Below are 23,960 nucleotides of genomic sequence, written 5' to 3' on the forward strand. Positions count from 1 at the left end.
GCACCGGTCCGTCCGGACCCGACCCGACCCCAAGGTGATCTCACATGCGTATCTCCGTGCCGTCCGCCCCCTCCACCGTCGCGCCCGTCTCCCCCGCCCGCTTCGCCCTCTCATCCCGCCCTTCGGCTTCCTCCCCGGCACCGGCTTCCTCCCCGAGCGCTCCGGCCGATCCGAGTGCTCCGGCCGCTCCGGGCGCTCCGGGCGATCCGGGCGATCCGGCCGCTCCGGGTGATCCGGGCGCGGGCGGCTCGGCGGAACCGTCCCGGCCGGGCCAGCTCGACGTCGCGGGCGACCTGCTCACCCTGCTGGGCGACACCGCGACCGAACCCCGCCCCGACCCGCAACTGGAGGCGCTGACCCTGGCCGTCGCCGCCGACCTGCCGGTGCTGCTCTGGGGAGAGCCGGGGATCGGCAAGACGGCCGTACTGAACCAGCTCGCCTCGGCCCTCGACCTGCCGCTGACCACGGTGATCGCCAGCGTGCACGAGCCGTCCGACTTCGCCGGCCTGCCGGTGCTCGGCGACGACCCCGCGGTGCAGGGGGTGCCGATGGCTCCACCGGACTGGGCGGTACGCCTGGTGCGGGCCGGCCGGGGACTGCTCTTCCTGGACGAACTCTCCACCGCGCCCCCGGCCGTGCAGGCCGCCCTGCTCCGGGTGGTGCTGGAACGGCGGATCGGAGCACTGCGGCTTCCGCCCGGCGTCCGGATCGTGGCCGCCGCCAACCCCCGCTCCTCGGCCGCCGACGGCTGGGAGCTGAGCCCGCCACTGGCCAACCGCTTCGTCCACCTACAGTGGACACACGACCCGCAGGTCGTGGTGCGAGGGCTCGGCGGGACCTGGCCCCGGGCCGCACTTCCCCGGCTCGCACCGGAGCGGCTGCCCGAGGCGGTGGCGTTCGCCCGGCGCGCGGTCTGCGAATTCCTGACCGCCCGCCCCGGGCTCGTGCACCGGCTACCGGAGAACGAGGCCCGCCGGGGCGGCGCCTGGCCGTCACCGCGCAGTTGGGACATGACGCTGCGGCTGGTCGCCTTCGCCACCGCCGCCGACACCTCCCGGGAGGTGCTCTCCATGCTGGTCAGAGGCACCGTCGGCGACGGCCCGGGGCTGGAGTTGCTGGCCAGCCTGGACCGGCTGGACCTGCCGGACCCCGAGGTGCTGCTGGCCGACCCGGCCCGGGCCGACCTGCCCGAGCGGGGTGACCTGCGGCAGGCCGTACTCGACGGGGTGGTCGACGCGGTCCGGAAGCGCCCCGACCGGTCCCGCTGGGACGCGGCCTGGAAACTGCTGGTCCGGGCGCTGGAGACCGGCGCCCCGGACCTGGTGGTGGTACCCGCGGCCACGCTCGCCGCGCTCCGCCAGCCCGACTGGGACGTGCCGGCGGCGATCGACCGGCTTGCCGGGGTGGTCTCGCTGACCCGGCGGGCGGACAAGGTCGCGACCCGGACCGCCGTCACCACCGGGGTCGGCCGATGAACCGCCCGGCCGGTGCCCTCGACACCGAGAAGCTCTTCACCGCCCGGCTGCACGCGGCCCGGGTCCGGCCCTACCTTGCGACGGCGCTCTTCGCGCTGCACCCCGTGGAGTCCCGGCGGGTGCCGACGATGGCCGTGGACCGGCACTGGCGCTGTTACGTCTCCCCCGGCTTCGTGGACCGGACCCCGGTCGAGGAGTTGGCCGGGGTCTGGGTGCACGAGGTCTCCCACCTGCTGCGTGACCACCACGGCCGAGGTGACCGGGTCGCCCTGCGGCGCGGGCTGGTCGGGCCGGGAGAACGGCTGCGGATCAACATCGCGGCCGACTGCGAGATCAACGACGACGTGTACGGGGACGGGCTGGCCCGGCCCGAGGGTGCGATCGGGCCGGCGGTGCTGGGCCTCCCACCGGGGGAACTGATGGAGGACTACCTGCGCCAGTTCCGGCTCGGGCCGCACATCCAGGACTTCGTCTGGCTGGACTGCGGCAGCGGCGCCGACGGGCTGGACCGGGAGTGGGACCTCGGACCGGACGGCGCGCACGGGCTCACGGTCGAGGAGCGGGACGCCGTACGGTTCCGGGTGGCGCAGGGCATCGCCGCCCGGCCGGGTACCGCCCCGAGGGGGTGGCAGCGGTGGGCCGAGGAGGCGTTCCATCCGCCGCAGCCCTGGCTGGCCCTGCTGGGTGCGGCGGTCCGCTCGGCCGCCAGCAGCGCCGGGGCGGGCGACGACTACACGTACGGCCGCCCCGCCCGCCGCTCGGCCAGCCTGCCCGGGGTGATCCTGCCGAGCCTGCGCCGCCGGCCGCCCCGGGTCTGCGTCGTCGTCGACACCTCCGGGTCGGTGAGCGACGCCGAGCTGGGCAGCGCGCTGCTCGAAATCGCCGCGATCGGTCGGGCGGTGGGCGGCCGACGCGAGCTGGTCACCGTGCTGCCCTGCGACGCGGCGGCCCGGGTGGTGCACCCGCTCTGCCGGGCCGGGCAGATCCCGCTGCTCGGCGGCGGCGGGACGGACCTGCGCACCGGCTTCGCCAGGGCGCTGCGGGCGAAACCCGCCCCGGACGTCGTGGTGGTGCTCACCGACGGGCAGACGCCGTGGCCGGCGGCCCGGCCGGCGTGCCGGACGGTGGTGGGACTCTTTCCCCGGCCGGCGGCGTACCGGTCCTGGCGGGAGGACGATCCCGACTACGTGCCGGACGCACCCCCGGCCTGGGCCCGGGTCGTCGAGATCGGTGGCGGCCCGGCGACAGCCTAGATCGGGATCCGGCCGACGCTCAGCATGTCGATCATCGCCGGCCCGGTGTCGTACGCGGTCACCCCGCCGTCCACGGTCAGGCAGGCGCCGGTGACCATCCGGGAGGCGTCGCTGGCCAGGTAGACCGCGGCGCCGACGAGGTCGTCCGGCTCACCCCACCGGCCCAGCGGCACGCTCCGGATCAGCCCCTCGGCCAGCTCCGGGTTCCCGGCGAAGCTGCGGGTCAACTGGGTACGCGTCCAGCCCGGCGCGATCACGTTGACCCGTACTCCGCTGGCCGCCCATTCCACCGCGAGGGTACGGCTCAACGAGATGACCCCGGCCTTCGCCACCGCGTACGGCGAAAGCATCGGAACGCCGTTGTAACCGCCCACCGAGGCCACGTTGATTACCGATCCCCGACCCACTCCGGTCAAATATCCGCCCACCGCCCGGCACATGTGCGCGACCGAATCCAGATTGGTGCGCAGAATTTGCGTCCAGTCCGCCGGTGTCATCTCCAGAAACGGTCCGACATGGCTGAAGCCGCCGGCGTTGTTGACCACGACGTCGATACCGCCGAACTCGTCCCGGGCCGCCGTCACCGCCTCGTCGATCTCGTCGGGCCGGTCGATGTCACAGGTGAGCACGACGGCCCTGCGCCCGCACGCCTCGATCTCCTTCGCCACCTCGGCCAGCGCGGATGTGCCACGGGCCAGTACCGCCACGTTCGCGCCGGCCCTGGCCAGGCCGAGCGCGACGGCCCGGCCGATGCCCCGGGACGCACCGGTGACCACGGCGCTCTTACCGTCCAAACCAAACACTTCGGGCCCTCCCTCGGGCGGTGCGGACCATTCCGTCGACCGATTGTCGCCAGCCGTGGCCGGCGTCGCGTCTTCGTGGATGCGCAGCAACCGCACAGCAGGAGATGCGTCGCGTTCGTTCCTACACGACGATTTTGGAGTACCGGCGGCATATGAGCGGCCTCCGGTGGGGCACCACCTTTCGCGTCCATCCCAGGAAGGGAAAGCGCAATGAGCGACGCCGTCTCCCCGGTCCGTCCCGAAGACGAGAAAGCGGTACGCGATATCGTCGCGCGCATCACCGGAGCGTGGAACGAGAACAACGCCGACGAGCTGAGCACGGTCTACAGCGAGGACGCCTCGATCGTGCTGCCCGGCGCCCACCTGAAGGGGCGTCCGGCCATCCGCGACTGGATGGCGGAGGCCTTCGACGGCAAGTGGAAGGGGACCCACGTGCTCGGGGCGCCGCTGGAGCTGCGGTACATCCGGGACGACGTGATGCTGCTCCTCTCCCAGGGCGGTGCGTACCCTCCGGGCGCCACCGAGGTCCCGGTCGAGCACGCGATCCGCGGCATCTGGGTCTTCGTCAAGCAGGACGGCGAGTGGACCATCACCGGGTACGGCAACACACCGGTCCGCGCCCCGATCCCGCTGCCGGACGGGCCGAGGTGACCCAGCCTGCGGGCGGCGTACACCTCGGTGAGCGCGCCGTGGTCCTCGGTGGCAGCATCGCCGGCCTCTTCGCCGGGCACGTGCTCGCCGAGGCGTACCGGGAGGTCGTCGTCGTGGACCGGGACCGCCTGCTCGGCGTGACCGGAACCCGGCACGCCACCCCGCAGGCGTTCCACGCGCACGCGCTGCTCGCCCGGGGGCAGCGCGCCATCGAGGAGCTGTTCCCCGGCATCACCGCGGAGTCCCGGGCGGCCGGGGTGCCGACCGGCGACGTGGGGGCCGACCTGCGCTGGGTGATCAACGGCCGGCGGCTGCCGAAGGTACGCAGTGGGCTGGTCTGCCTCGCCATCCCCAGGACCGCGCTGGAGCAGGCCGCCCGCGAGCGGGTCCGGGCCCTGCCCAACGTGACCTTCCGGGAGGGGCACGACGTCCGGGAGCTGGTCACCAGCCCGGACCGCCGCCGGGTGACCGGGGTGCGGATCCTGCACCGGCGCGACGGGCGGTCGGAGTTGCTTCCGGCCGACCTCGTCGTGGACGCGACCGGCCGGGGCTCGCGGCTGCCGGTCTGGTTGGCGGAGCTGGGTTACCAGCCTCCGGCGGAGGAGCGGATAAAGATCAGGCTCAGCTACACCACCCGGCACTACCGGCTGCCGCTGGGGGTGCTCGGCACGGACCTGGCGTACATCGTCGCGCAGACGCCGAGTCACCCGCGCGGCGCGGTCTTCGCCCGGGAGCGGGCCCTGCCGGACGGCGGCGAACGATACGTCCTGTCCCTCAACGCGCACCTCGGCGACCAGGCGCCGACGGAGCCGGACGGCTTCCTCGGGTACGCGAGGACGGTACCGGTGCCGGAGATCCACGACGCGCTGCGGATCGCCGAACCGCTGGACGAGATCCGGGCGTACCAGTTCCCGACGAGCCTGTGGCGGCACTACGAGCGGCTGACCAGGTTCCCCGACGGCCTGCTGGTGCTGGGGGACGCGATGGCCAGCCCCAATCCGGTCTACGCGCAGGGCAACACGATCACCGCCGTCGAGGCGCTGGTGCTCCGCGACCACCTGCGCCGTGGTGCCGAGCCCCGCCCCGCCGAGTTCTTCGCCGACGTCGCCCCGACCATCCGGGCCGCCTGGGACATCAACGTCCTGGGCGACCTGGCGTACCCGGGGGTCGTCGGCGCCCGGAGCCCGAGAGTCCGGTTGGCCGGCGCGTACCTGGCCCGGGTGCACCGCGCGGTGGCCGAGGATCCGGTGGTGGCGGAGTCCTTCCTGCGGGTGGCCGGCCTGATCGACGGGCCGCAGGCACTGCTGCGGCCCGGGATGCTGGCCCGGGTACTGGGCCGGCGGCACCCAGCGCCGAGACCGGCGGCGGCTTCCGCCGCGGTCCCCTCTTGATCCCGGGAGACGAGCCATGGAGAGCGACCGCTGCCCCTACGTCATCGACCGCACCGGGGGCGACATCCTGGCCGAGGCGGCCCGGCTGCGCGAACTGGGCTCGGCGGTCCGGGTCGAGCTGCCCGGCGGGGTACCGGCCTGGTCGATCACGAGTTACGCGCTGGCCAGGCGGCTCTTCGCCGATCCGCGGGTGGTCAAGGATCCGCGCCGGTACTGGCCGGCGTTCATCGACGGCGAGATCGGCGACGACTGGCCGTTGATCAGTTGGGTCAAGATGGACAGCATGACCCTGGTCGACGGGGACGACCACCGTCGACTGCGCGGACTGGTCGCACCGGACTTCGGGCCGCGCCGGATCGAGGCGCAGCGTCCGCTCGTCGAGCGGATCGTCGCCGACCTGCTGGACCGGCTCGCCGAACGTCCCACGGACCGGCCGGTCGACCTCCGGGCGAGCTTCGCCGCGCCGCTGCCGGCGCAGATGATCTGCGAGCTTTTCGGGGTACCGGAGGAGGCCCGGCCGGAGGTGTTGCGCGGCCTCGAACTCGCCGTCGACACCACCCTGCCGCCGGAGGAGGCCGCGGCCAACGTGGCGCACTGGCAGGTGGCGCTGCGGGAGCTGGCGGCCGCCAAGCGGGCGGCTCCGGCCGACGACATGACCAGCCGGCTGGTCCAGGCGCACGACCGGGAAGGGCTGCTCAGCGAGTCCGAACTCGTCGGTTCGTTGTTCAACGTCCTCGGCGCGGGTTCGGAGACGGTGATGAACCTGCTGACCAAGGCCATCGTGGCCCTGCTCACCCATCCGGACCAGCGTGAGCTGGTGGCGACGGGCCGGGCCTCCTGGTCCGACGTGATCGAGGAGACGTTACGGGCGGAGGCACCGATCGCCCAGCTTCCGCTGCGCTTCGCGGCCGAGGACATCGAAGTGGACGGCGTCACCATCGAGAGGGGGAGCCCGATCCTGATCTGCCTCGCCGCCGCCGGCCGGGACCCTGACCGGTACGGCGCGAGCGCGGAGACGTTCGACCTCACCCGGCCGGACAAGGACCACCTGTCGTTCGGCTACGGGGCACACTTCTGTATCGGCGCCTCGCTGGCCCGGCTGGAGGCGTCGGTGGCACTGCCGGCGCTCTTCGAGCGGTTTCCCGCGCTGACCCTCGCGGTCCCGCCGGCCGAGTTGGCGCCACCCGGCACCTTCATCATGAACGGGCTCCGCTCGCTGCCGGTGTATCTGGCCGGACGGCCGACCGGTTGACACCTGCGGTCCACCACAGCGCCGGCCGGCCTGACCGCCCACCTCTGGCCGTGACATTTTGGCATCAACCACGCACCTTCGGGAATGCGCAATGACCGGCGCAGCCCGTTGCCGGCACCCTCCGGTCGCGGTCGGCGAAGGCGATCAACCGGGCGTTGAGCACCACGCCGATCAGCAGCGGCACGAGTCCGGCCAGGGTCCAGCCCAGGCCGACCAGCTCGGCGGACCACCCGACCAGCGCCGGGCCGATCAGGATGCCGGCGCAGCTCAAGGTGCTGAACTTAGCGCACGTGCAGCCGGTCACCGACGAGCCGACCGGCGGTCTGGCACGCGGTGAACGCGGCCAGCCCCACCGCGACCAGGGCCACCGGCGGTGCCCGGGACACCAGCACGAGTGTGGTGTCCCGGGCGTACATGTGCGACAGGTCGCCGATGTTGTCGACCAGATAGGAGCAGAACTTGCAACCCTGCTCCCAGGCCGGGTCGAACATGAAGTGATAGACGATCAACTGGCGGCGCCCGGCGAAGAGGTCGAGCAGCTCGACCTTGCCCTCCGGGCCGTCGAAGACGTACTCCTTCTCCAGCTTCACCGCCGGCAGCGCCCGCCGCTGCGCACCCACCTCCGCCAGCCGGCGAGCGGCCTCCTCCTCGCTGGCCAGCAAACGCTTGCGGGCGACCAGCCAGTCCTGCCTCGACGCCACCTGTACGCCGCTCATCTCGTCTCCTCTTCCGCCTCGACGGGGCTCTCACAGCTGGCTCGGCGCAGCGGGGCCGGAGGACGACAGCCGGCCGAGGGTTCCGGAGGAAGACCTACGGCCCGACGACCGGCGCGGGCCGGACCTGCTCCTCCGGGGCGGCGACCGTGGCCCGGCGGCGGCCCGGAACCGCCACCGCGAAGGCGAGCGCGACCACCGCGAACGCCACGCAGGCGACGAAGCCGGCCCGGAAGCCGTTGGTGAGCGCGCTGGCCTCGTCGGGCCCGGTGGAGAAGGAGACCGCCACGGTCGAGACGATGGCGATACCGAACCCGCCGCCGACCTGGAAGGCGGCGTGCACGAGCCCGGACGCCAGGCCGGACTCCGACTCCGCGACCCCGGTGAGCGCGACGATCGAGGCGGTGGTGTGCGCGATGCCCAGACCGAGACCGAAGATCACGAAGGGGAAGAAGAGGTCGCTGAGGTAGTCGCCCCGGACGCTGATCATGATCAGCATCGCGCACGCGACGCCGAGCATCAGCACGCCCGGCACGGCGGCCGGGCGGAACCCGCGCCGGGTGACGACCGCCTGCCCGACGTACGCGCCGACGATCGCCATCACCGGCATGATCGAGCCCAGGAAGCCGTACTCGATCGCCGAGTACCCCAACACCTGCTGCCCGTAGAGCGAGGAGAAGAAGGAGAGCGAGAAGACCAGCATCGCGACGAGAGCCATCAGCAGGTTGCCCGTGGCGACGCTACGCATCCGCAGGGTACGCAACGGCACCAGCGGTGCGCTGGACCGGGCCTCGATCCCGACGAAGACGACCCCGAGGACGACCACCAGGGCGAGCAGGCCGGTGGTCTGCACACTCGACCAGCCCGCCGCGGGCGCCTCGGAGATCGCGTACACCAGCGCGACGAGCGCCGCCGTACTGGTCAACGCTCCGGCCAGGTCGAAGGTCCGCCGCCGTCCGTGGTCCCGGCTCTCCCGCAGCACCAGCGGGCTGACCACCAGCAGCACCAGCACCACCGGTACGTTGACCAGGAAGACGGACTCCCAGCCGAGATTGCTGGTGAGCCAGCCGCCGACCAGCATGGCCGTGGTGGCGCCGATGCCGCCGACGGCCGACCAGGCGGCGATGGCCTTGTTGCGCTCGGCCCCCTCCTCGAAGGTGCTCATCAGGATCGACAGCGCGCTCGGCACCATCATCGCCGACGAGATGCCGTGCACGGCCCGGGCGGCGATCATGACCTCGGCGTTCCAGGCCAGACCGGAGAACAGCGAGGTGAGCAGGAAGCCGATCAGGCCGGCCATGAAGATCCTGCGCCGGCCCAGCAGGTCCGCCGACCGGCCGCCGAGTAGCAGCAGGCCTCCGAAGGTGAGCAGGTTGGCGGTCAGGATCCACTGCGCCGCACTGGCGTCGAGGGCCAGCGCCGACTGGATCGCCGGCATGCCGACGATGATGATCTGCGAGTCGAGAATCACCAGGAAGCTGGCGCAGCAGAGCACGACCAGCGCGGTCCAGCGACGTGGATCGCGCTCGTCGTGCGCGGTGGGTGTTGCGGTTACCCCGGCTGGTTCCATCTCCGCTCCTCCTCGTTCCACCGATCGACCCGACGGCCGGCACGGCGACGGTGCCGGCCGGCCGTCGGGCCGGGTCAACCTCCGTTCGACCGGCGCAGGGTCGGAAACAACACCCGCGAGACCGTCGCCGGACGCATCAGGGTCTCCGGCCGGTCGACGAGACCGGCCACCCGCTTGAAGGCGCGGGACACGACCGGGTCCCGGTCGCCGCGGTCCGCAACTGCGGCATGTAGGCGTTCAGCCGTACCTTCAGCCCGCGGCGGCCGGCGACCCCGGGGAAACCGAGGCCGCCGCCGGCGGACATGTCCCACTGCGGGTCGATCGCCCGGACCAGGTCACGGAAGTACCGCTGCGCACCCCGCACGCCGTCCGCCAGGTACTGGCCGGAGCACGACCGCCCCGATCGCCGCACCGTCATCCCCTGGGCGTAGCTCGGGTTGAACACGCAGGCCGCGTCACCGACCACGAGCAGCCCTTCCGGCAACCGCGCCAGCCGCTCGTACCGGCGGCGGATGCTGCTGGGGAGGTGGAAGGTGTAGGTGAGGTCCATCCTGACCTCTTCCTCGCCGACCCGGGGATAGCCCAACTCCGTCAGCCGGCGCGGGGTTCGCGAGCCGCGTCCCGTGGCGTCGACGACCAGGTCCGCCGGCAGCGACCGCCGACCGCCGGACCCCCCGTCCTCCCTACGGTGCACCGCCGCACCGGTGATCCGGCTGCCGTCCGGGCTCGCTTCGAGGCCGACGACGTCCGTCCGGTCCATGAAGTCGACATTGGACAGCCCGCCGACCCTGGCGCGCGTCCGCTCCTCCAGCAGCCAGCGGCCGGGCGAGATGCAGACCAGGTCGGTCTCCACCTTGCGGATCGTCCGGCCGTTGAGGTGCCAGCCCAGGCTGGTACCGAAGTCGCGGGCCGGCACCCCACCGGCGGCCATCTCCTTGGTGAAGCCCGGAAACAGCTCCTCGATGGTCTGCTGGCCACGGGTGAGCAGGCCGTGGATGTGACGTCCCTGCGGGACGGCCCGGCGTGGACCGGTAGCGCCGACCAACTGGTCGCGGTCCACCACCGTCACGCTGCGGTAGAAGTCCGCGAGGACCCGGGCGGCGAAGAGGCCGGCCACACTACCGCCCAGGACCACCGCCCGGTCACCGACATCTTCGTTCAAGGGTCCCCCCGGGCTCTGCCGCCGTCACCGCGACTGTCACACTGCGGCCCGAGGTCGCGCATCTTCCCCGTTGCTGTCACGCGGCCGACCCGGTTCCGTGTCCGTCCTCGCGGCCGCGACCGCGTGGGCTCAGCAGATGCGGGCGCGCGGGGTACGGGTGCTCGGCGACCGGCTCCGTCCGCCGTTTCCGCCTACCGCGCCTGCCCGCCCCGGTGCTGCCCGGACAGCCGGCCGTCGGCGCCGACCCCGCGGGCCGCGCCACCGCCGCTACCGGTACCGCTCGGCGTGCCCGTGTTCCCCCGTGACTCGGCCCGGCCGGTGCGGCGCTTCACCGAGCCGGCGTTCCCGAACATCGCGCAGTGGCACGAGTGCGACCGGGGTGGCCACTTCGCCGCCCTGGAGGAGCCCGACCTCTTCGTCGACGACCTCCGACAGTTCGCCCAGCTCCCGAACCGCCGACGACAAGTGCAAGGAAGGGCCCCCGCTACGACAGAAAACGATAAGCGGGGGCCCTTCCTTGCATCGTCAGTTGTCGGGCATGTGCACGGTGCGTAGGAAGGCCGGGAGCAGCCAGGGGCGCGGGCCGCTCACGAAGAGGCGGCCGGTCAGCGCCGCCCGCAGTCGGGACATCCGGCCGAAGAGCACCAGGTTCAGCGTCGGCGGGTCGAACGAGAGTCGCACATCGTCGCCGGGGCCCGGCTGGGTGATCGACACCCGGCCCCGGTTGCCGTCGTGCCCGCCCGTACCGTCCAGCACGATCGTCACCGGAAGGGTGTGCCGGGACCGGAACTGGACGGCGATCCGCCGCCGTGGCGGGGGCGCCGTGCTGTCCAGCAGGGCGCCGTAGCCGTACGAGGTCACTCCGACGAGGAACAGCTCGATGAAGAGGCCGGCGTCGCGGGGCGGGATCTCCCAGCGGAGCGACCCGGCCCGGGCGATGTCCCAGCCGTGGATCAGCAGCTCGTTGGTGAGGTGGGCCAGCAGCCCGCCGAGCGGGAGCCGGGACCCGCCCAGCCAGTCGACCGCCTCGGTGGGATCGCGCCCGTCGGTGGCCCGCAGGATCGACCGGACGTGCTCGCGCAGCCGGGCGGCGAGCGGGGCGAGGTCGCGCTCCACGATGTACTGCCGCAGCAGCAGGTCGTTGAGGTCGCGGACGGTGTCGACCTGGGTGTCCCGGAGCTGTCCGTCGAGCCGGGCGTCCCGGCCGCTGTCGCTGCCGGGCTCGACGATGGTCTCGCAGGCCCAGGCGAGCGACACCATGTGCGCCGCCGTCTGCGCGGCCGACCACGACCTCGTCGCCCGGGCCGCCGGGTCCGGGACGGCGGCGAGCAGGTCGGCGAAGCGGTCGCCGGCCCGCCGCAGCGCGTCGCGGGTCTCCGCCCACTGTCCGTCGGAAATGATCACGTCGCCTCCAGTGCGGCCGCCTCGCCGGCGAGCCGGGACGAGATGTGTCCGGCACGGTGCAGCCAGCGCACCGTGTCGCGCAGGGTGGTCTCGAAGGCGGTGCCGGCCGGGCCCAGGAGCCGGTCGGTGGCGCTGGTGTCGACGGGGCGACCGACCAGGCAGGTGTAGATGGCACCGTACTCGGCCGGAATGTGCACCGGCACCAGCCGCTGGGCGAGGCTGGCCAGCGCGCCGACCGGCAACATGGCGGGGGCCGGAAGGTGGACGGCGGGCAGCTTCCGGCCGGTGACCCGGCGCAGCACCTGCACGAACTCGCGGGTGCTGACGTACCGGCCCTGGGCGAGGAACCGGCGGGGTCCGAGGCCGGGACTCAGTACGGCGGCGTGCAGCCGGGCGACGTCCCGGACGTCGCCGACCGGGAAGCCGCCCGACGGCCACATCGGCATGAGGCCGCGCAGCGCGTTGCGGACCCGGCCGGCCTGGTCGCCGAGCTTCGGGTCGTGCGGGCCGAGGGTGGCCAGTGGATAGGTGACGACCACCGGGGCACCCGCCTGCTGGGCCCGCCGGGCGACCGCCTCCGCGCCGGCCTTCGTCGCCATGTACGTCTCGCGGGGCGCGCCGACCGGGGAGTCGGTGTGCAGCGGTTCCCGGCCGGCGGGGAGCAGGGCGGCGAAGCTCGACACGTACACGATCGGGTCGGCACCGGCCGCGCGGGCGGCGTCGAGCACCAGTTCGGTGCCCCGGACGTTGACCGCGCGCATGGCGGCACCGGCCCGGCTGTCGAAGCTGTACACCGAGGCGGCGTGCAGCACCGCCTCGCAGCCGCGTACCGCTTCGGCGACGGCGTCCGGGTCGGTCACGTCGCCCCGGCACAGTTCGAGACCGTCCGGGTCGACGCCGAGCGGCCCGAGCGCGGGGGCGACGCCGGCCGGGTCGCGGACCAGCAGGCGTACCCGGTGACCCGCGCGCAGGATCTCCGCCACCGAGTGGGAGCCCAGGAAGCCGGTGCCTCCGGTCACCAGAACCAGCACGTCGCCACCGTCCCGTCCCGGCCAGCCGACCGTTAGTTCGAACGTCCTCGATATCTTACGGAAAATCGATCAGGCGGCGTGCACGGTCATCGGCAGTCCGCCACGGATCCGCAGCGAGAGCATCGGCTCGGGCACCACCCGGTGGCCGGGCGCCACTCTCAGCCGCAGCTCGCGAGCGACCATGGCGATGACGAAGACCGCCTCCATCATCCCGAGGTGGTTGCCGACGCAGAACCGCGGCCCGGCCCCGAACGGGATGTACGCGTACCGGGGCCGGTGCCCGGCCTGGGCGCGGGCCGGGTCGAACCGCTCCGGATCGAAGCGTTCCGGATCGTCCCAGAACCCCGGGTGCCGGTGCAGGGTGTACGGGCAGATCAGCACGTCGGCGCCGGCCGGTATCCGGTAGCCGCCCACCTCGTCGGCCTGCTGGGCGATCCGGGAGAGCATCCACACCGGCGGGTACAGCCGCATCACCTCCTCGACGACCATCGTGGTGTACCGGAGTTCCCGCAGGTCCTCGTATTCCGGCAGCCGGTCCCCGAGCACGTCCCGGGCCTCCGCGCGTACCCTCTGCCAGACCTGCGGGTGCAGGTCGAGCAGGTGGAAGGTCCAGCCGAGGGTGCTGGCCGTGGTCTCGTGGCCGGCGAGCAGCAGCGTGACCAGTTCGTCGCGCATCCGCCGCCGGCCGACGGCCGGATCCCGTTCCTCCGATGTGGACGTGATCAGCCGCGAGAGCGCGTCGTCACCGGTCGGGTCCCGGGTCCGGTCCCGGACCAGCTCGTCGACGATGCGTTGCAGCTCGGCGCGGGCCCGCCGGAACCGGAGCTGGTGCGGCAGCGGCACCCACATCGGGACGGCGCTCTGCGACACCATCTCGAACATCGCCTGGTCCTGCATCGCCTCGAAGGCCTGGCCGAGCGAGCCGAAGGCGCCCAGGTCGGCGTCGAGCAGGGTGCGGCCGAGTACCCCGAGGGTCAGCCCGGTCATCTCGCGCACCACGTCGACGGGCTCGCCGTCCCGGTGGGCGCGGAGCCGGACCATCAGCTCCGCCGCCTCCTCCGCGATCACCCCGGCCTGCCGGGCGATCCGCCGGTGCTGGAAGACCGGCTGGATCACGTTGCGCTGCTTGCGCCACAGCTCGCCCTCGCTGGTCAGCAGGCCGTCGCCGAGGGCCCGCCTGGCCTGGGCCAGCCCGAGTCCCTTGTGGTAGTTTCCAGGGTTGTCCGCCAGCACGTACTTGGCGTGGTCGGGATGGTTGAAGAAGTAGAGCACCTTGGGACCCATGGCGATCCGGACGGCGTCGCCGTACGTTCCGGCCGCCAGGGACATCAGCCCGAGCCGGTCCCGGACCAGTTTCCACAGTAGACGGGGTGCGGACCGGGCCGGTGGACCCGGCGGGACCCGGACGGGGGCGGTCAGGGACACGTCGTGGTCACCTCGCTCACGTCGTTGGTGCGGGCGGCCGGACCGGTCCGGTCGAAGCGGCCGCGCAGGAAGACCAGCGCGTCGGCCGCGTCCGGCTGTTCGGCGGAGAGCACGGTACCGAGGAAGATGGTGTGGTCGCCGCCGTCGTAGCTGCGCCAGACGTCGCACTCGAAGTGCGCGAGCGCGCCGGAGATCAGCGGTGCGCCGGTCACCGGCCCGGGACGCCAGTCGACGGAGTCGAACTGGGCCGCGCCCAGCGGCCGCCGCCGGTCGGCGAAGTACCGGGCGACGGCCTCCTGTCGGGCGGCGAGCACGGAGATCCCGAACGACCTCGTGCCGTCGAGGCATCCGTGCATGATCGCCTTCCGGTCGATGCAGACCAGCAGCAGCGGCGGATCCAGCGACACCGAGGCGAACGAGTTCGCCGTCATGCCGTGTGGCACACCGCCGCCGACGGTCACCACCGTGACGCCGGTGGCGAACGCCCCACACGCCCGGCGCAGCGACTGTGCGTCGACGGTTCTGCGCGCCTCCAGTGTCATGGCTGACTCCCCGCCGGCAGGTACGCGTCGAGAGCCCGGGCCAGCGCCTCCGGCACCCGGGCCGGCGCCGTGGCGCCGTTCGGCCCCCGCATGCAGGCCACCCGCTGCCGGCCCCGGGCGACCAGGGTCTCCCCGCCGCCCGGGTCCAGCCGGAGGTAGTCGAAGCCGAACTCGAGCTGGGTGTGCGCCAGGTCCACCAGCCGCATCCGGACGGCGAGTTCGTCGAAGGCGGTTATCTCGGCGAAGAACTCGCAGTCGACCTTCAGGGTGAACAGTTTCAGGTCGGTCTGGAGGTCGGCCAGGACGTCCGGGGCACGCTCCTTGAGGAACATCTCCCGGCACCGGCCCTGCCAGCGCAGGTAGTTGACGTAGTAGACGTTCCCGACGAGGTTCGTCTCCTCGAACCCCACGGTGTGCAGGTACTCGTAGTACTTGTCCATGATCATGACCACCCGTCGGTCAGTACCGCGACCACCACCGGCGCGGAGACGCCGTGCAGCCGGGTCGCGAGCGTGGCGATCCGCAGCGTGCCGGAGGCGAGCACCAGCCACCCGTCCCGGCGTACCGTGCCCAGGGTGAGCGGGGCGCGCGCCGGCAGGCCCGCCTTGGCCAGGCACTCCAAGGCCGTCCAGATCCTGGTGGCGGCGGTGTGCGGGTCCTCACCCAGCTCGGTGGCGGTCAGCTCGGCCAGCCCGGCGTGCTGGCCGAGCAGCGCCCGCCAGTCCGCCTGGTCCCGTTCCGCGACCGGTTCGACGTCGCAGCCGAGCGTCCCGGCGGCGGCGACGCAGAGCGTCACCCCCGCGCCGTGCGAGACCGAGATCGTCCGATCGCCGTCGACCTCGGGCCGGCCGTCCGGCCGGTACCGCAGCTGCGTCGGGGCGCCGAGCGCCCGGCCGGCGGCCACCGCGGTGTGCCGGCGGTCCCGTGCCGTCTGGTCCGCCGGTACCGGCTCCACCGCGACCCCGATCCGGGCGCCGACCACGTCCTCCAGCGCCCGTTCCAGGTACGGGCCGAGCAGCGGTGCCACCCACGGACCCCGCCCGTCCTTCTTCCGTACGGCACGCAGGCGCAGGCCGTCCCACCGCTCGACGACCTCGCCGTCCGGGGTACGCACCGCGATGTCGTAGACGTACGTGTCGCCGTCCCGGCTGCGTTCGGTGGCGCAGAAGCGCACCTCGTCGAGGTCGTCCAGCGCCCGGCCGGCCGGGTGGACCCGCTCGACGCCGGCCGGCAGCAGCGTGGCGTGCGGCACGCAGACCTGGTTTCCGTGCATCAGGGCGTCCCGCATCCCGGGGTCGGCGAGCAGCCGCTCGCCGGGGAGGAACGGCGCGATCCAGTCGACCGTCGGGTCGACCGCCAGGTCGGCGTCGACGTGCCGTGCGGCGGCCCGGTGGTACTGCCGCAGCCGGTGGAACCGCTTGCCCTGGAACAGCGTGTCGCCGTAGAGGTCCCGGGAAGGCTCCAGCGGTACCGGCGGAAGCCCGGCGACGGCCTGCTCCGGCGGCCCGTCGGGGACGGCGGCGTCGGTGAAACGCAGTCGGGCCAGGAAGTGGTCGACGACGAAATCCGTCTCCGCACTGCGGATCGCCACTGCCACGGTGTCGTCGTCGACCACCGTCGCGGCGATCCGGATCGTCGTGCTGCCGTCCGGCGGCACCACGATCGGGCGGGGGAACTCGACCCCCTCCAGCACCGGTACGGTGTCCCGCCCGGTGACCGCGACCGCCGCCTGCGTCATCGCCTCCATCCCGAACACCGCCGGGAAGAGGAGGTTGCCGTCGAGGAGGTGGTCGCCGAGGTAGCGGTCGGTGCCGGCGTTCAGCTCCACCTCGCAGACCAGCTCGACGCCGTGGTAGCGGACGAGTGGACGGTCGACGAAGCGCAGCAGCGGCAGTTCGGGCGCGTCCCGGCGTACCGTGTCGATCCCGTCGGTACGGCCGCTGACCACCACCACGGTCGGCGCCTCCGGGTCGGCGAGCAGCCGCCGCAGCAGGCGTACGCCGTCGTCGGGGGTGATCGGGGTGATGCCGTCCCGGTAGAGACCCTCCACGACGGAGAGTCGCTCCCCCATTCCCACCCCGGACCAGACCGACCACTCCAGGCAGAGCGTGCGGCAGCCGGGGTGCCGGTCGGCGACCTCGGCGGTGAGGTCGGCGAGCCACTCGTTGGCGGTGGCGTAGTGCGCCTCGCCGCGCAGCCCGGCCCGGCCGATGATGCTGCCGAAGCTGACCAGCAGCCGCAGCCGGTCCGGGTCGACCGCGTCGAGCACCGCACGCAGACCGTCGATCTTCGGCGCGAAGGTGCGGCGGAACGCGTCGGCGTCGAGGTTGGCCAGCGCCGCCGGCTCGTTGCGCCCCGCGCCGTGCAGCACCGCGGTGACCGGTCCGAGCGCGGCCGTCACCTCCGCGACGGCCTGCCGCACCTGGGCCGCGTCGGTCACGTCGGCGCGGGCGTAGTGCAGGCGTACCCCGGCCGCCGCCATCCGGCTCAGGTTCGCCGCGAGTTCCGGGTCGTCGGCCGGGTCGGACCTGCCGAGTACCGCCATCTTCGCGCCGGTGTCGGTGGCCAGCGCCAGCGCACACTCGGCCGTGATCCCCTTCCCGCCGCCGCTGACCAGCAGCACGTCCCCGTCGTCGAGCGGCTGGACGACCCGGGTCGGGTGGACCGGCATCGGGCGCAGCGTCGGTACCCGGCGGTTCCCGGCGGCGTCGTAGTACGCCTCGGCGAACCGGGTCGTGCCGCGCACCTCGGCCACGACGTGACCGACGGCGGCCGGCGTCGGCGGCACGTGCACGATCGTGGTACGCACCTGCGGCGCCTCCAGCCGGAGTGTCTTCGCCAGCCCCGCCGCGCCCCGGCCGTGTTGCACCAGCACGAACCGGCTACCGGCGGCACCGGCGGCGGCCGCCTTGGCGCCGAGCAGGGCCAGTTCGAGGTGCTGCTCGGCACAGTCCGGCGGCAGGCAGACCAGGATCCCGGCGCCGACGTCGGCGCGTTCCAGGGCGTGCCGCAGCGGCTCGGCGACCGGGCTGTCGGCGGGCGCGTACACCCGCCAGCGCCCGCTGGCCTCGGGCTCGCCGCGCGGGGGCGGCCCGGCCTCGTCGAGGTCGACCCGGAACGCCCGGGACCAGGCCGCGGCCCCGGCGACCACGGCGGACGACCCGCCGTCGCCGTCCGGTGTGTTCTCGGCCAGCTCCGCCAGTGCGTCGGCCAGCTCGCGTACCGTCGCGGTGGCGAAGTTCGTCGGCCCCTGCGGGGCGCCCGCGGCGACCTGCTGGGCCACCTGGTTGACCAGCTGCCCGACGGTGATCGAGCTGAGGTGCAGGTCGTCGAGGAGCCGGCTCTCCTCGCGGACCAGCTCCAGCGGCAGCTCCGCGCGCTCCGCCGCCAGCCGGCGCAGCAGGTCCACTATCGACTCGCCCGAATGCTCCGGTTGGTCCGGCGAGGCAGGCGCCTCGGCGGGCGGGTTCCGGCGGACCGCACTGCGCAGGGTGAGCGGCGGCGCCGCCTCGCAGGGACTCTCGAAGAAGGTGAACTCGGCCCCGACCTGGAGCGGCCGGACGAGCCGGCCGTGGAAGAGCCCGGCGTGCACCGGGGCGGCACCGACGACGTACGCGGCACCCACCACGGCGAGCAACCCGGCGAGCGACTCGTCGTCGGTGTCCAGCGCCACGGCCGGTACGTCGGTGGTCGCCGCCGCGAGCCCGCTGAGCACCCGGCCCGGACCGACCTCCACGAAGAGGTCGATGTCCTTCGCCACCAGCGTCACCGCCTGGGTGAAGAGCACCGGATCGGTGATCTGCCGGCGCAGCAGCGCCGGCACGTCGGTCTCCGGCGCCAGCGGCTCACCGGTGACCGTCGAGACGATCCGCCGCCCGACCGGGCCGACCCGCTCCTCGGTCAGCCGTCCCGCGAAGACCTCGGCGGCGGGCGCCACCAGCGGCGAGTGGAACGCGTGCGACACCGGCAGCCGGCGCCAGCCGATGCCGGCGGCGTCGGCGCGGCGTCCCAGATCCTCCAGCGCCGCCTCGGTGCCGGCAACCACCGTCTGCTGTGGACCGTTGTAGGCGGCGATCACGACCGGCAGGTCGGTCAGCAGCGGCTGCACCACCTCCGGGGATTCGTTGATCCCGACCATGGTGCCCGAGGCACTGTGCTCGGCCATCGTCCGGCCCCGGACCGAGGCGATCCGCAGCAGGGTCTCCTCGTCGAGCGCGCCGGCCCAGTGCAGTGCCGAGATCTCGCCGAGGCTGTGCCCGACGGCGGCGGCGGCCTCCACCCCGAGCATCGACAGCGCGCGCAGGCCCGCCGCCGAGCCGGTGACGATCCGGGGCTGGGCGACCGAGGTCGCCACCATGTCGCCGCTGGTGGGCAGGGCCGCCGAGGCGTACACCTCGGCCACCTCGGCGAAGCGGCGGCGCAGCGCACCGCCGCTGGTGCCCCGGCCGGAGCCCTGGCCGGGGAAGAGGAAGGCGATCCGGCCCGGCCCGCTGGCGTGGCCGAGGAAGCCCCGCCCGTCCGCCGTGAAGAGCGTGGTCTCACCGGCGTCCAGCGCCTCGCAGAGGCCGCGGAGCCGCCGCTGCGCGTCGTCCGGCGAGGAGACCACCACGGCCGCCCGGTACGGCCCGCCGCGCAGTTCCCGGTGCAGGGTGGCGGCCAGGTCGGCGAGCTGGGCGTACGCGAGGCTCGGCACGAAGTCGAGGACCAGTTCCAGCCGGGTACGCAGTTCCGCCGGGGTCACGCCGTCGACGACCAGCAGTTCCACGTCCTGCACCGAGGCGGCCAGCGCGCGGGTACGGGTGTCGAACGGCACCCGGCGGGCCGGGTCGGTCTGGTCGAGCACGATGTGCGTATTGATCCCGCCGAACCCCATGGCCGTGACGCCGGCCCGCACGGCGGTACCGGTGGGCCACGGCTCGGCCTTGCGCAGCACCCGCAGCGCCGCCTCCTCCTCGTCGAGCAGTTGGTGCGGCTCGACGCAGCCGACGGCGGGCGGGAGCACCTGGTGGTGCACGGCCATCGCCGCCTTGATCAGGCCGGCCACCCCGGCCGCCGCCTTGGTGTGCCCGATCATCCCCTTGATCGAGCTGATCACGGCCGGCGGCACCTCGGAGTCCGCCGCGCGGCGGGCGAGGGAGAGCGCCTTGAGTTCGGTGGCGTCTCCCACCTCGGTGCCGGTGCCGTGCCCCTCGAACAGGCCGACGGTCTCGATGCCGAAGCCGGCCCGCTCGTACGCCCGGCGCAGCGCGAGCTGGTAGCCGCTCACCTCGGGCCGGGTGATGCCGCCCTTGCCGTCCGAGGAGATGCCCCAGCCGGCGATGGTGGCGTACACCCGGTGCCCGGCCTGCCGCGCCTCCTTCTCGCGCATCAGCACGACCATCCCGCAGCCCTCGCCCGGCCAGAAGCCGTTGGACCTGCGGTCGTAGACCCGCATCTCGTGCCGGGCCAGCGCGCCGGTCTTGGCGAATCCGACGATCTCGAACGGGTCGATCGAGAGGTCCACCCCACCGGCGACCGCGACGTCGACCTCCCCGTCGACCAGGGTCTTGCACGCGGTGGCCACCGACAGCAGCGAGGAGGAGCAGGCGCCGTCGACGGTGTAGCCGCCGCCCTTGAGGTCGAAGTGGTTGCAGATCCGCCCGGCGATGGTGTTGGAGAGCCCACCGGCGAGGGTGTCCTCGTCGATGGCCGGGAACGGGCTCTTGAAGGTCTCCTCGAAGTCGTCCAGGAACGTCGAGAGCTGGTCGTCGTCCCAGTCCTGGTCCTTCAGCGCGGCGGCGACCATGCGGCGGACGTAGGGCCAGCGCAGGCGCAGTTGGTTGGCCCGGGAGAACTCGCCGGTCAGCGTGTTGCCGACGACCACCCCGGTACGCTCGCGCGGCAGCCCTTCGGCCATCGGGAAGCCCGCGTCGGCGAGCGCCCGGGCGGCGGTGTCCAGCGCCAGCCAGTGGGTCAGGTCGGTGGAGCGGTAGGTGCTGCCGGCGATCTTGTAGGCGATCCGGTCGAACCGGTACCCCTCGATGACCGCCGCCATCCGGGCGTAGAAGCGGTCCGGTGTCGTCGGGTCGGCGTCCCAGTAGTCCTCCAGTCGCATCCGCTGGTCCGGCAGGCGCCGGAACGCCCGTCGGCCGGCCAGCGCGTTCTCCCACAGTTCCTTCGGCGAGGTGGCGTCCGGGTACTGGCACGCCATGCCCACCACGGCGATCCGGCTCATGCGGTCACCACCTCCTTGCCGGCGGACTCCTTGTCGGCCGGCTCGTGGCCGTTGGGTGAGGCGACCAGGGCGGGGGTGACGGCCGCGGCCGCCGCGGCGGTGGCCGCCGCCTCACGCTGTTCGCGGGCCCGGTTGACGAAGTGGACCGACCAGAGGAAGCCGCCCCGGACCAGGCAGACGATCGCGGTGGCGAAGAAGATGCCGTACGCGATCCCGGCGCCGGTGATGAAGCCGTAGACGACGGCCACTCCGGCCCCGAAGGCGACCTGGGAGGCCGGGCGGGACGGGCTGGTGCCCGGGTCGGTGACCATGTAGTTGGTGAAGAGCACGAAGGCGACGCCGGTCATCATCGCCAGCGCGGCCGGGATCGAGGTGTCCAGCACGATGCCCCGGAAGACCGCCTGTAGGACGAAGGCGCCGAGCCAGCCCATGATCAGCCACATCCGGCCGGTGAGCATGCCGTTGATCATCGTGCCGCCGAAGATGATGACCGCCGGGATGATCCAGTCCACGGGCCCGCCGACGTGCTCGGTGAAGTGGTACGGCGGCGCGACGCTGGCCCACGGGAAGAGCAGCAGGATCACCGTGATCCCGAAGTTCGACGGGTTCATGTAGTGCCGCAGCCGGCCGCGTACCGGCGCCCGCAGCACCCACTTGGCGCCGATCGCGACGGCGATGCCGAACATCATCGGCAACACCCGGTCGTTGACGTAGATCAGCATGTTGAGCGCGAGGCTCGTGATGTGCGCCGGGTAGAGGAACTCGATCATGCCGCGTACCCCGCCACCGAGGAATCGTGGCGCCCGTCCCTCCGCTCGGGCGCCGATGACCTCGAGGACGATCTCCAGCGTGTATCCGGTCAGCAGCGCGATGAACGGCCAGGTCCACGCCTGCTCGAAGCCGAAGAGCGTGTAACCGAGGATGTTGAACACGGTGATCGAGATGGCGAAGTTCCGCAGCGCCTTGATCACCTTTGGGTCGTGCCGGGGTGGGTTCTTGGTCTTCTCGGCCATCTCCGCCTCACATCTCCCGCGCTTGCGTACCGAGCTCGAGCGCGTGCCAGCCCGGGTCCAGTCGAAGGTCCTGTTGGTGCACCTGTCCGGTGCGGTCCCGCCAGCGCAGGTTGACCTGCACCGGCCCGCTGACGTCGCGGCCCAGCCCGATGTGCACCTCGTGGCTGCGCTTGCCGGAGTGCCCGCTGCCGCCGTCCACCCGGCCGAGCAGCGTCCGCCCGTCCTCCGTGGTGACCGTCACCTGCGTCCCCACAACCGGAGAACAGAACATCGGTGCCTTCTGCGCCGCATCCCCTGCCGGGGCCGGCTCGGCCGCGCCCGGGGCGGCCGGGGTGTCCGCCGTACCCGTGCCCGGCGGCGTGCCGGCGGCGTCGGTGGCCGGCGTCGCCGGGTGGGTGAGCCGCAGGCCCAGGAAGGCGCCCGGGGACGGGCTCTGGTTGTGGTAGAAGACCGGCGCGTCCCACTGCCGGGCGACCGCGAAGTCGAGCCGGCCGTCGCCGTCCGCGTCACCGGTCGCGATGCCACGGGTCGGCACCGGAACCGCGAGGCCGAGCTGCCCGGCCAGGTCGGTGAAGCGCCCCTCCTCGTTCCGGACGAAGAAGTGCAGCCGCTGGGCGCCACCGATGTCGTCGCCCGCCTCCAGCCTCGGCCAGGACTCCGGGTGCTCCAGCAGACCGTCGTTGGTCATCGCCAGCTCCTGGAGCTGCGGCCAGCGGTTCACCTCACCCTTGAGGAAGCCGGTGGTCTGGGCCACCTGCAACTCGCCGCTGTTGTCGAAGTCGGCCAGCTTCACGTCCCAGCCCCAGCCGGACCAGGCGAGCCCGAGCGGCGCACTGCGGTCCTCGAAGGGCGCCTTGCCGTCACCCAGCCGCGCCCGCAGGTCGTCGACGTTCTTCGCGGTGTTCACGAACGCGAAGTGGCTCTCCTCCAGTCCGAAGGTGGTGGTGATGTTGCTGACGTACATGTCGTACAGCCCGTCGCCGTCGATGTCGCCGAAGTCGACACCCATGCCCTTGAAGGAGTCCGCCCCGACCCGCTTCGAGTTGGGCACGAACGCCTGCCGGGGAGCCTTGACCGCCGAGAACTTGAACCGCCCCGGCGTGGACTGGTTGTAGAGCAGCCGGTCCGGGCCGAAGTCGTGCGCGAGGTACAGCTCCGGCAGGTTGTCGCCGTCGAAGTCGTTGGCTCCCGAGGCGAGCGCCCAACCCTTCGAGACCTCTCTCGGCAGGGCGTTCGCGATCATCTCGAAGTTCGCCGTCGGCTGGTCCCCCGAGGTGGCGCCGGTCCACCGGAACAGGTAGTCCTCGCCGCCGTTGAACGCGTGCGACATCGACCGGTTCATCGCCACCCCGCCGGACTTGGTGTCGTCCAGGACCGGGCCGTGCGGGAAGTAGTTGCCGATGTAGATGTCGAGGTGGCCGTCGCCGTCGAAGTCGTCGACCGCGGCCGTGTTGGTGTTCCAGAGCGGCCCGGTGTACTGCGTGCCGCTCGCCCCGCGTACCAGCTCGACAGCCTGGTACGACGCCTGGTTGAGCGAGGTGGCCCCCGACCGCGCCAGGTAGAGGATCGGGGTACGCCCCCACAGGTAGACGAGCAGGTCCATCCGCCCGTCCTCGTTGAAGTCGCCCGGTACGCAGCCCATCGGGGCCGACGCCCGCTGCGCCGGCAACGCCGTGAGGTCCACCGCGAACGGCGGGTACCGGTCCGCCCGCGCCCCCGGCACCGGCGTCACCACCACCTGGTCGATGCGCGGGTCGGTGATGCAGAGGTCGTTGGCCAACCCGTCACCGTCGAGGTCGTTCATGGCGATGCCGGCGCCAACCGAGGAGATCCAGGCGTCGATGTGCCGGTAGTCCTTGTTCACCTTGCGGATCGTCTGCTGCGGGAAGCCGCCCGGCATCGCGACCGAGTAGGACGTGAACTCGAACCGGCCCGCCAGGCCGTCCAGTTCGGCGGAGGAGGCGGTGGGTAGCCGGGCCGCCTGGAAGAACGCGGCCATCAGGACCACCGCGACGATCCCGGGCAGCTGCCTGCGCAGCCAGCCAGCTTTCTGAGCCATGT

At 72.9% G+C, this 23,960-nt stretch carries 18 protein-coding genes; 5 read left to right on the top strand and 13 right to left on the bottom strand.

Annotation, left to right across the window (positions count from 1 at the left end):
• Window positions 1-44 precede the first annotated feature (44 nt).
• Both V1634_RS09230 and V1634_RS09235 read left to right on the top strand, forming a co-directional pair.
• Complete coding sequence (locus V1634_RS09230) at window positions 45-1,475, top strand: AAA family ATPase (protein ID WP_331207316.1); 1,431 nt, start codon at window positions 45-47, stop codon at window positions 1,473-1,475.
• Window positions 1,472-2,728 carry a vWA domain-containing protein gene (locus tag V1634_RS09235; RefSeq protein WP_331207317.1) on the top strand — a complete coding sequence of 419 codons (1,257 nt, stop codon included), beginning with the start codon at window positions 1,472-1,474 and terminating at the stop codon, window positions 2,726-2,728. The genes V1634_RS09230 and V1634_RS09235 overlap by 4 nt, the downstream gene beginning before the upstream one ends.
• Here V1634_RS09235 and V1634_RS09240 read toward each other — a convergent pair.
• Entirely contained in the window at window positions 2,725-3,531 is an 807-nt protein-coding gene (locus V1634_RS09240; RefSeq protein ID WP_331207318.1) for an SDR family NAD(P)-dependent oxidoreductase, read from the bottom strand. The genes V1634_RS09235 and V1634_RS09240 overlap by 4 nt on opposite strands.
• A 210-nt stretch (window positions 3,532-3,741) precedes the next feature.
• Here V1634_RS09240 and V1634_RS09245 point away from each other — a divergent pair, with 210 nt between their 5' ends.
• From V1634_RS09245 to V1634_RS09255, 3 genes are read left to right on the top strand one after another with little or no spacing between them, the layout of a single operon-like run.
• On the top strand, window positions 3,742-4,182 hold the full coding sequence (locus tag V1634_RS09245; protein WP_331207319.1) for an SgcJ/EcaC family oxidoreductase: 441 nt from the start codon (window positions 3,742-3,744) through the stop codon (window positions 4,180-4,182).
• On the top strand, window positions 4,179-5,573 hold the full coding sequence (locus V1634_RS09250) for an FAD-dependent oxidoreductase (RefSeq protein WP_331207320.1): 1,395 nt from the start codon (window positions 4,179-4,181) through the stop codon (window positions 5,571-5,573). Before V1634_RS09245 ends, V1634_RS09250 begins: the two co-directional genes overlap by 4 nt.
• Before the next feature lie 16 nt (window positions 5,574-5,589).
• On the top strand, window positions 5,590-6,825 hold the full coding sequence (locus V1634_RS09255) for a cytochrome P450 family protein (protein WP_331207321.1): 1,236 nt from the start codon (window positions 5,590-5,592) through the stop codon (window positions 6,823-6,825).
• A gap of 64 nt (window positions 6,826-6,889) precedes the next feature.
• Here the strand turns inward: V1634_RS09255 and V1634_RS09260 are convergent, their stop codons facing one another.
• The 12 genes from V1634_RS09260 to V1634_RS09315 form a co-directional block, all read right to left on the bottom strand.
• Window positions 6,890-7,096, bottom strand: a complete 207-nt coding sequence (locus V1634_RS09260; protein ID WP_331207322.1) for a hypothetical protein — start codon at window positions 7,094-7,096, stop codon at window positions 6,890-6,892.
• A gap of 10 nt (window positions 7,097-7,106) precedes the next feature.
• Complete coding sequence (locus V1634_RS09265) at window positions 7,107-7,541, bottom strand: DUF899 family protein (RefSeq protein WP_331207323.1); 435 nt, start codon at window positions 7,539-7,541, stop codon at window positions 7,107-7,109.
• Between the two features lie 94 nt (window positions 7,542-7,635).
• Window positions 7,636-9,108, bottom strand: coding sequence for an MFS transporter (locus V1634_RS09270; RefSeq protein WP_331207324.1), 1,473 nt, complete (start codon window positions 9,106-9,108; stop codon window positions 7,636-7,638).
• Between the two features lie 136 nt (window positions 9,109-9,244).
• The gene (locus tag V1634_RS09275; protein WP_331207325.1) at window positions 9,245-10,270 is read right to left on the bottom strand and encodes an FAD-dependent oxidoreductase; all 1,026 of its coding nucleotides are present in this window, start codon (window positions 10,268-10,270) and stop codon (window positions 9,245-9,247) included.
• Window positions 10,271-10,795: 525 nt separating this feature from the next.
• Window positions 10,796-11,674: a maleylpyruvate isomerase N-terminal domain-containing protein gene (locus tag V1634_RS09280; RefSeq protein ID WP_331207326.1), complete on the bottom strand. Its 879-nt coding sequence runs from the start codon at window positions 11,672-11,674 to the stop codon at window positions 10,796-10,798.
• Window positions 11,671-12,705, bottom strand: a complete 1,035-nt coding sequence (locus V1634_RS09285) for an NAD-dependent epimerase/dehydratase family protein (RefSeq protein WP_331207327.1) — start codon at window positions 12,703-12,705, stop codon at window positions 11,671-11,673. Before V1634_RS09285 ends, V1634_RS09280 begins: the two co-directional genes overlap by 4 nt.
• Window positions 12,706-12,774: 69 nt before the next feature.
• A complete protein-coding gene (locus tag V1634_RS09290) occupies window positions 12,775-14,130 on the bottom strand; it encodes a cytochrome P450 (protein WP_331207328.1) in 1,356 nt (451 codons plus the stop codon).
• Window positions 14,121-14,672, bottom strand: coding sequence for a flavin reductase family protein (locus tag V1634_RS09295; RefSeq protein ID WP_107258255.1), 552 nt, complete (start codon window positions 14,670-14,672; stop codon window positions 14,121-14,123). Before V1634_RS09295 ends, V1634_RS09290 begins: the two co-directional genes overlap by 10 nt.
• Window positions 14,669-15,112, bottom strand: coding sequence for an acyl-CoA thioesterase (locus tag V1634_RS09300; RefSeq protein ID WP_331207370.1), 444 nt, complete (start codon window positions 15,110-15,112; stop codon window positions 14,669-14,671). Before V1634_RS09300 ends, V1634_RS09295 begins: the two co-directional genes overlap by 4 nt.
• Window positions 15,113-15,114: 2 nt before the next feature.
• The gene (locus tag V1634_RS09305) at window positions 15,115-20,886 is read right to left on the bottom strand and encodes a type I polyketide synthase (RefSeq protein WP_331207329.1); all 5,772 of its coding nucleotides are present in this window, start codon (window positions 20,884-20,886) and stop codon (window positions 15,115-15,117) included.
• The gene (locus V1634_RS09310) at window positions 20,883-21,899 is read right to left on the bottom strand and encodes an enediyne biosynthesis protein (RefSeq protein ID WP_331207330.1); all 1,017 of its coding nucleotides are present in this window, start codon (window positions 21,897-21,899) and stop codon (window positions 20,883-20,885) included. Before V1634_RS09310 ends, V1634_RS09305 begins: the two co-directional genes overlap by 4 nt.
• 7 nt (window positions 21,900-21,906) lie before the next feature.
• Window positions 21,907-23,958, bottom strand: coding sequence for a CRTAC1 family protein (locus tag V1634_RS09315; protein ID WP_331207331.1), 2,052 nt, complete (start codon window positions 23,956-23,958; stop codon window positions 21,907-21,909).
• Between the last annotated feature and the right edge of the window lie 2 nt (window positions 23,959-23,960).

Source organism: Plantactinospora veratri, assembly GCF_036421995.1.
Lineage (GTDB): Bacteria > Actinomycetota > Actinomycetes > Mycobacteriales > Micromonosporaceae > Plantactinospora > Plantactinospora veratri.

Bases quoted from the DNA above. Each gene is read 5' to 3' on its own strand.
- V1634_RS09265 (WP_331207323.1), bottom strand. From the start codon at position 7,541: ATGAGCGGCGTACAGGTGGCGTCGAGGCAGGACTGGCTGGTCGCCCGC.
- V1634_RS09245 (WP_331207319.1), top strand. From the start codon at position 3,742: ATGAGCGACGCCGTCTCCCCGGTCCGTCCCGAAGACGAGAAAGCGGTA.
- V1634_RS09295 (WP_107258255.1), bottom strand. From the start codon at position 14,672: ATGACACTGGAGGCGCGCAGAACCGTCGACGCACAGTCGCTGCGCCGG.
- V1634_RS09315 (WP_331207331.1), bottom strand. From the start codon at position 23,958: ATGGCTCAGAAAGCTGGCTGGCTGCGCAGGCAGCTGCCCGGGATCGTC.
- V1634_RS09300 (WP_331207370.1), bottom strand. From the start codon at position 15,112: ATGGACAAGTACTACGAGTACCTGCACACCGTGGGGTTCGAGGAGACG.
- V1634_RS09235 (WP_331207317.1), top strand. From the start codon at position 1,472: ATGAACCGCCCGGCCGGTGCCCTCGACACCGAGAAGCTCTTCACCGCC.
- V1634_RS09310 (WP_331207330.1), bottom strand. From the start codon at position 21,899: ATGGCCGAGAAGACCAAGAACCCACCCCGGCACGACCCAAAGGTGATC.
- V1634_RS09255 (WP_331207321.1), top strand. From the start codon at position 5,590: ATGGAGAGCGACCGCTGCCCCTACGTCATCGACCGCACCGGGGGCGAC.
- V1634_RS09305 (WP_331207329.1), bottom strand. From the start codon at position 20,886: ATGAGCCGGATCGCCGTGGTGGGCATGGCGTGCCAGTACCCGGACGCC.
- V1634_RS09230 (WP_331207316.1), top strand. From the start codon at position 45: ATGCGTATCTCCGTGCCGTCCGCCCCCTCCACCGTCGCGCCCGTCTCC.
- V1634_RS09270 (WP_331207324.1), bottom strand. From the start codon at position 9,108: ATGGAACCAGCCGGGGTAACCGCAACACCCACCGCGCACGACGAGCGC.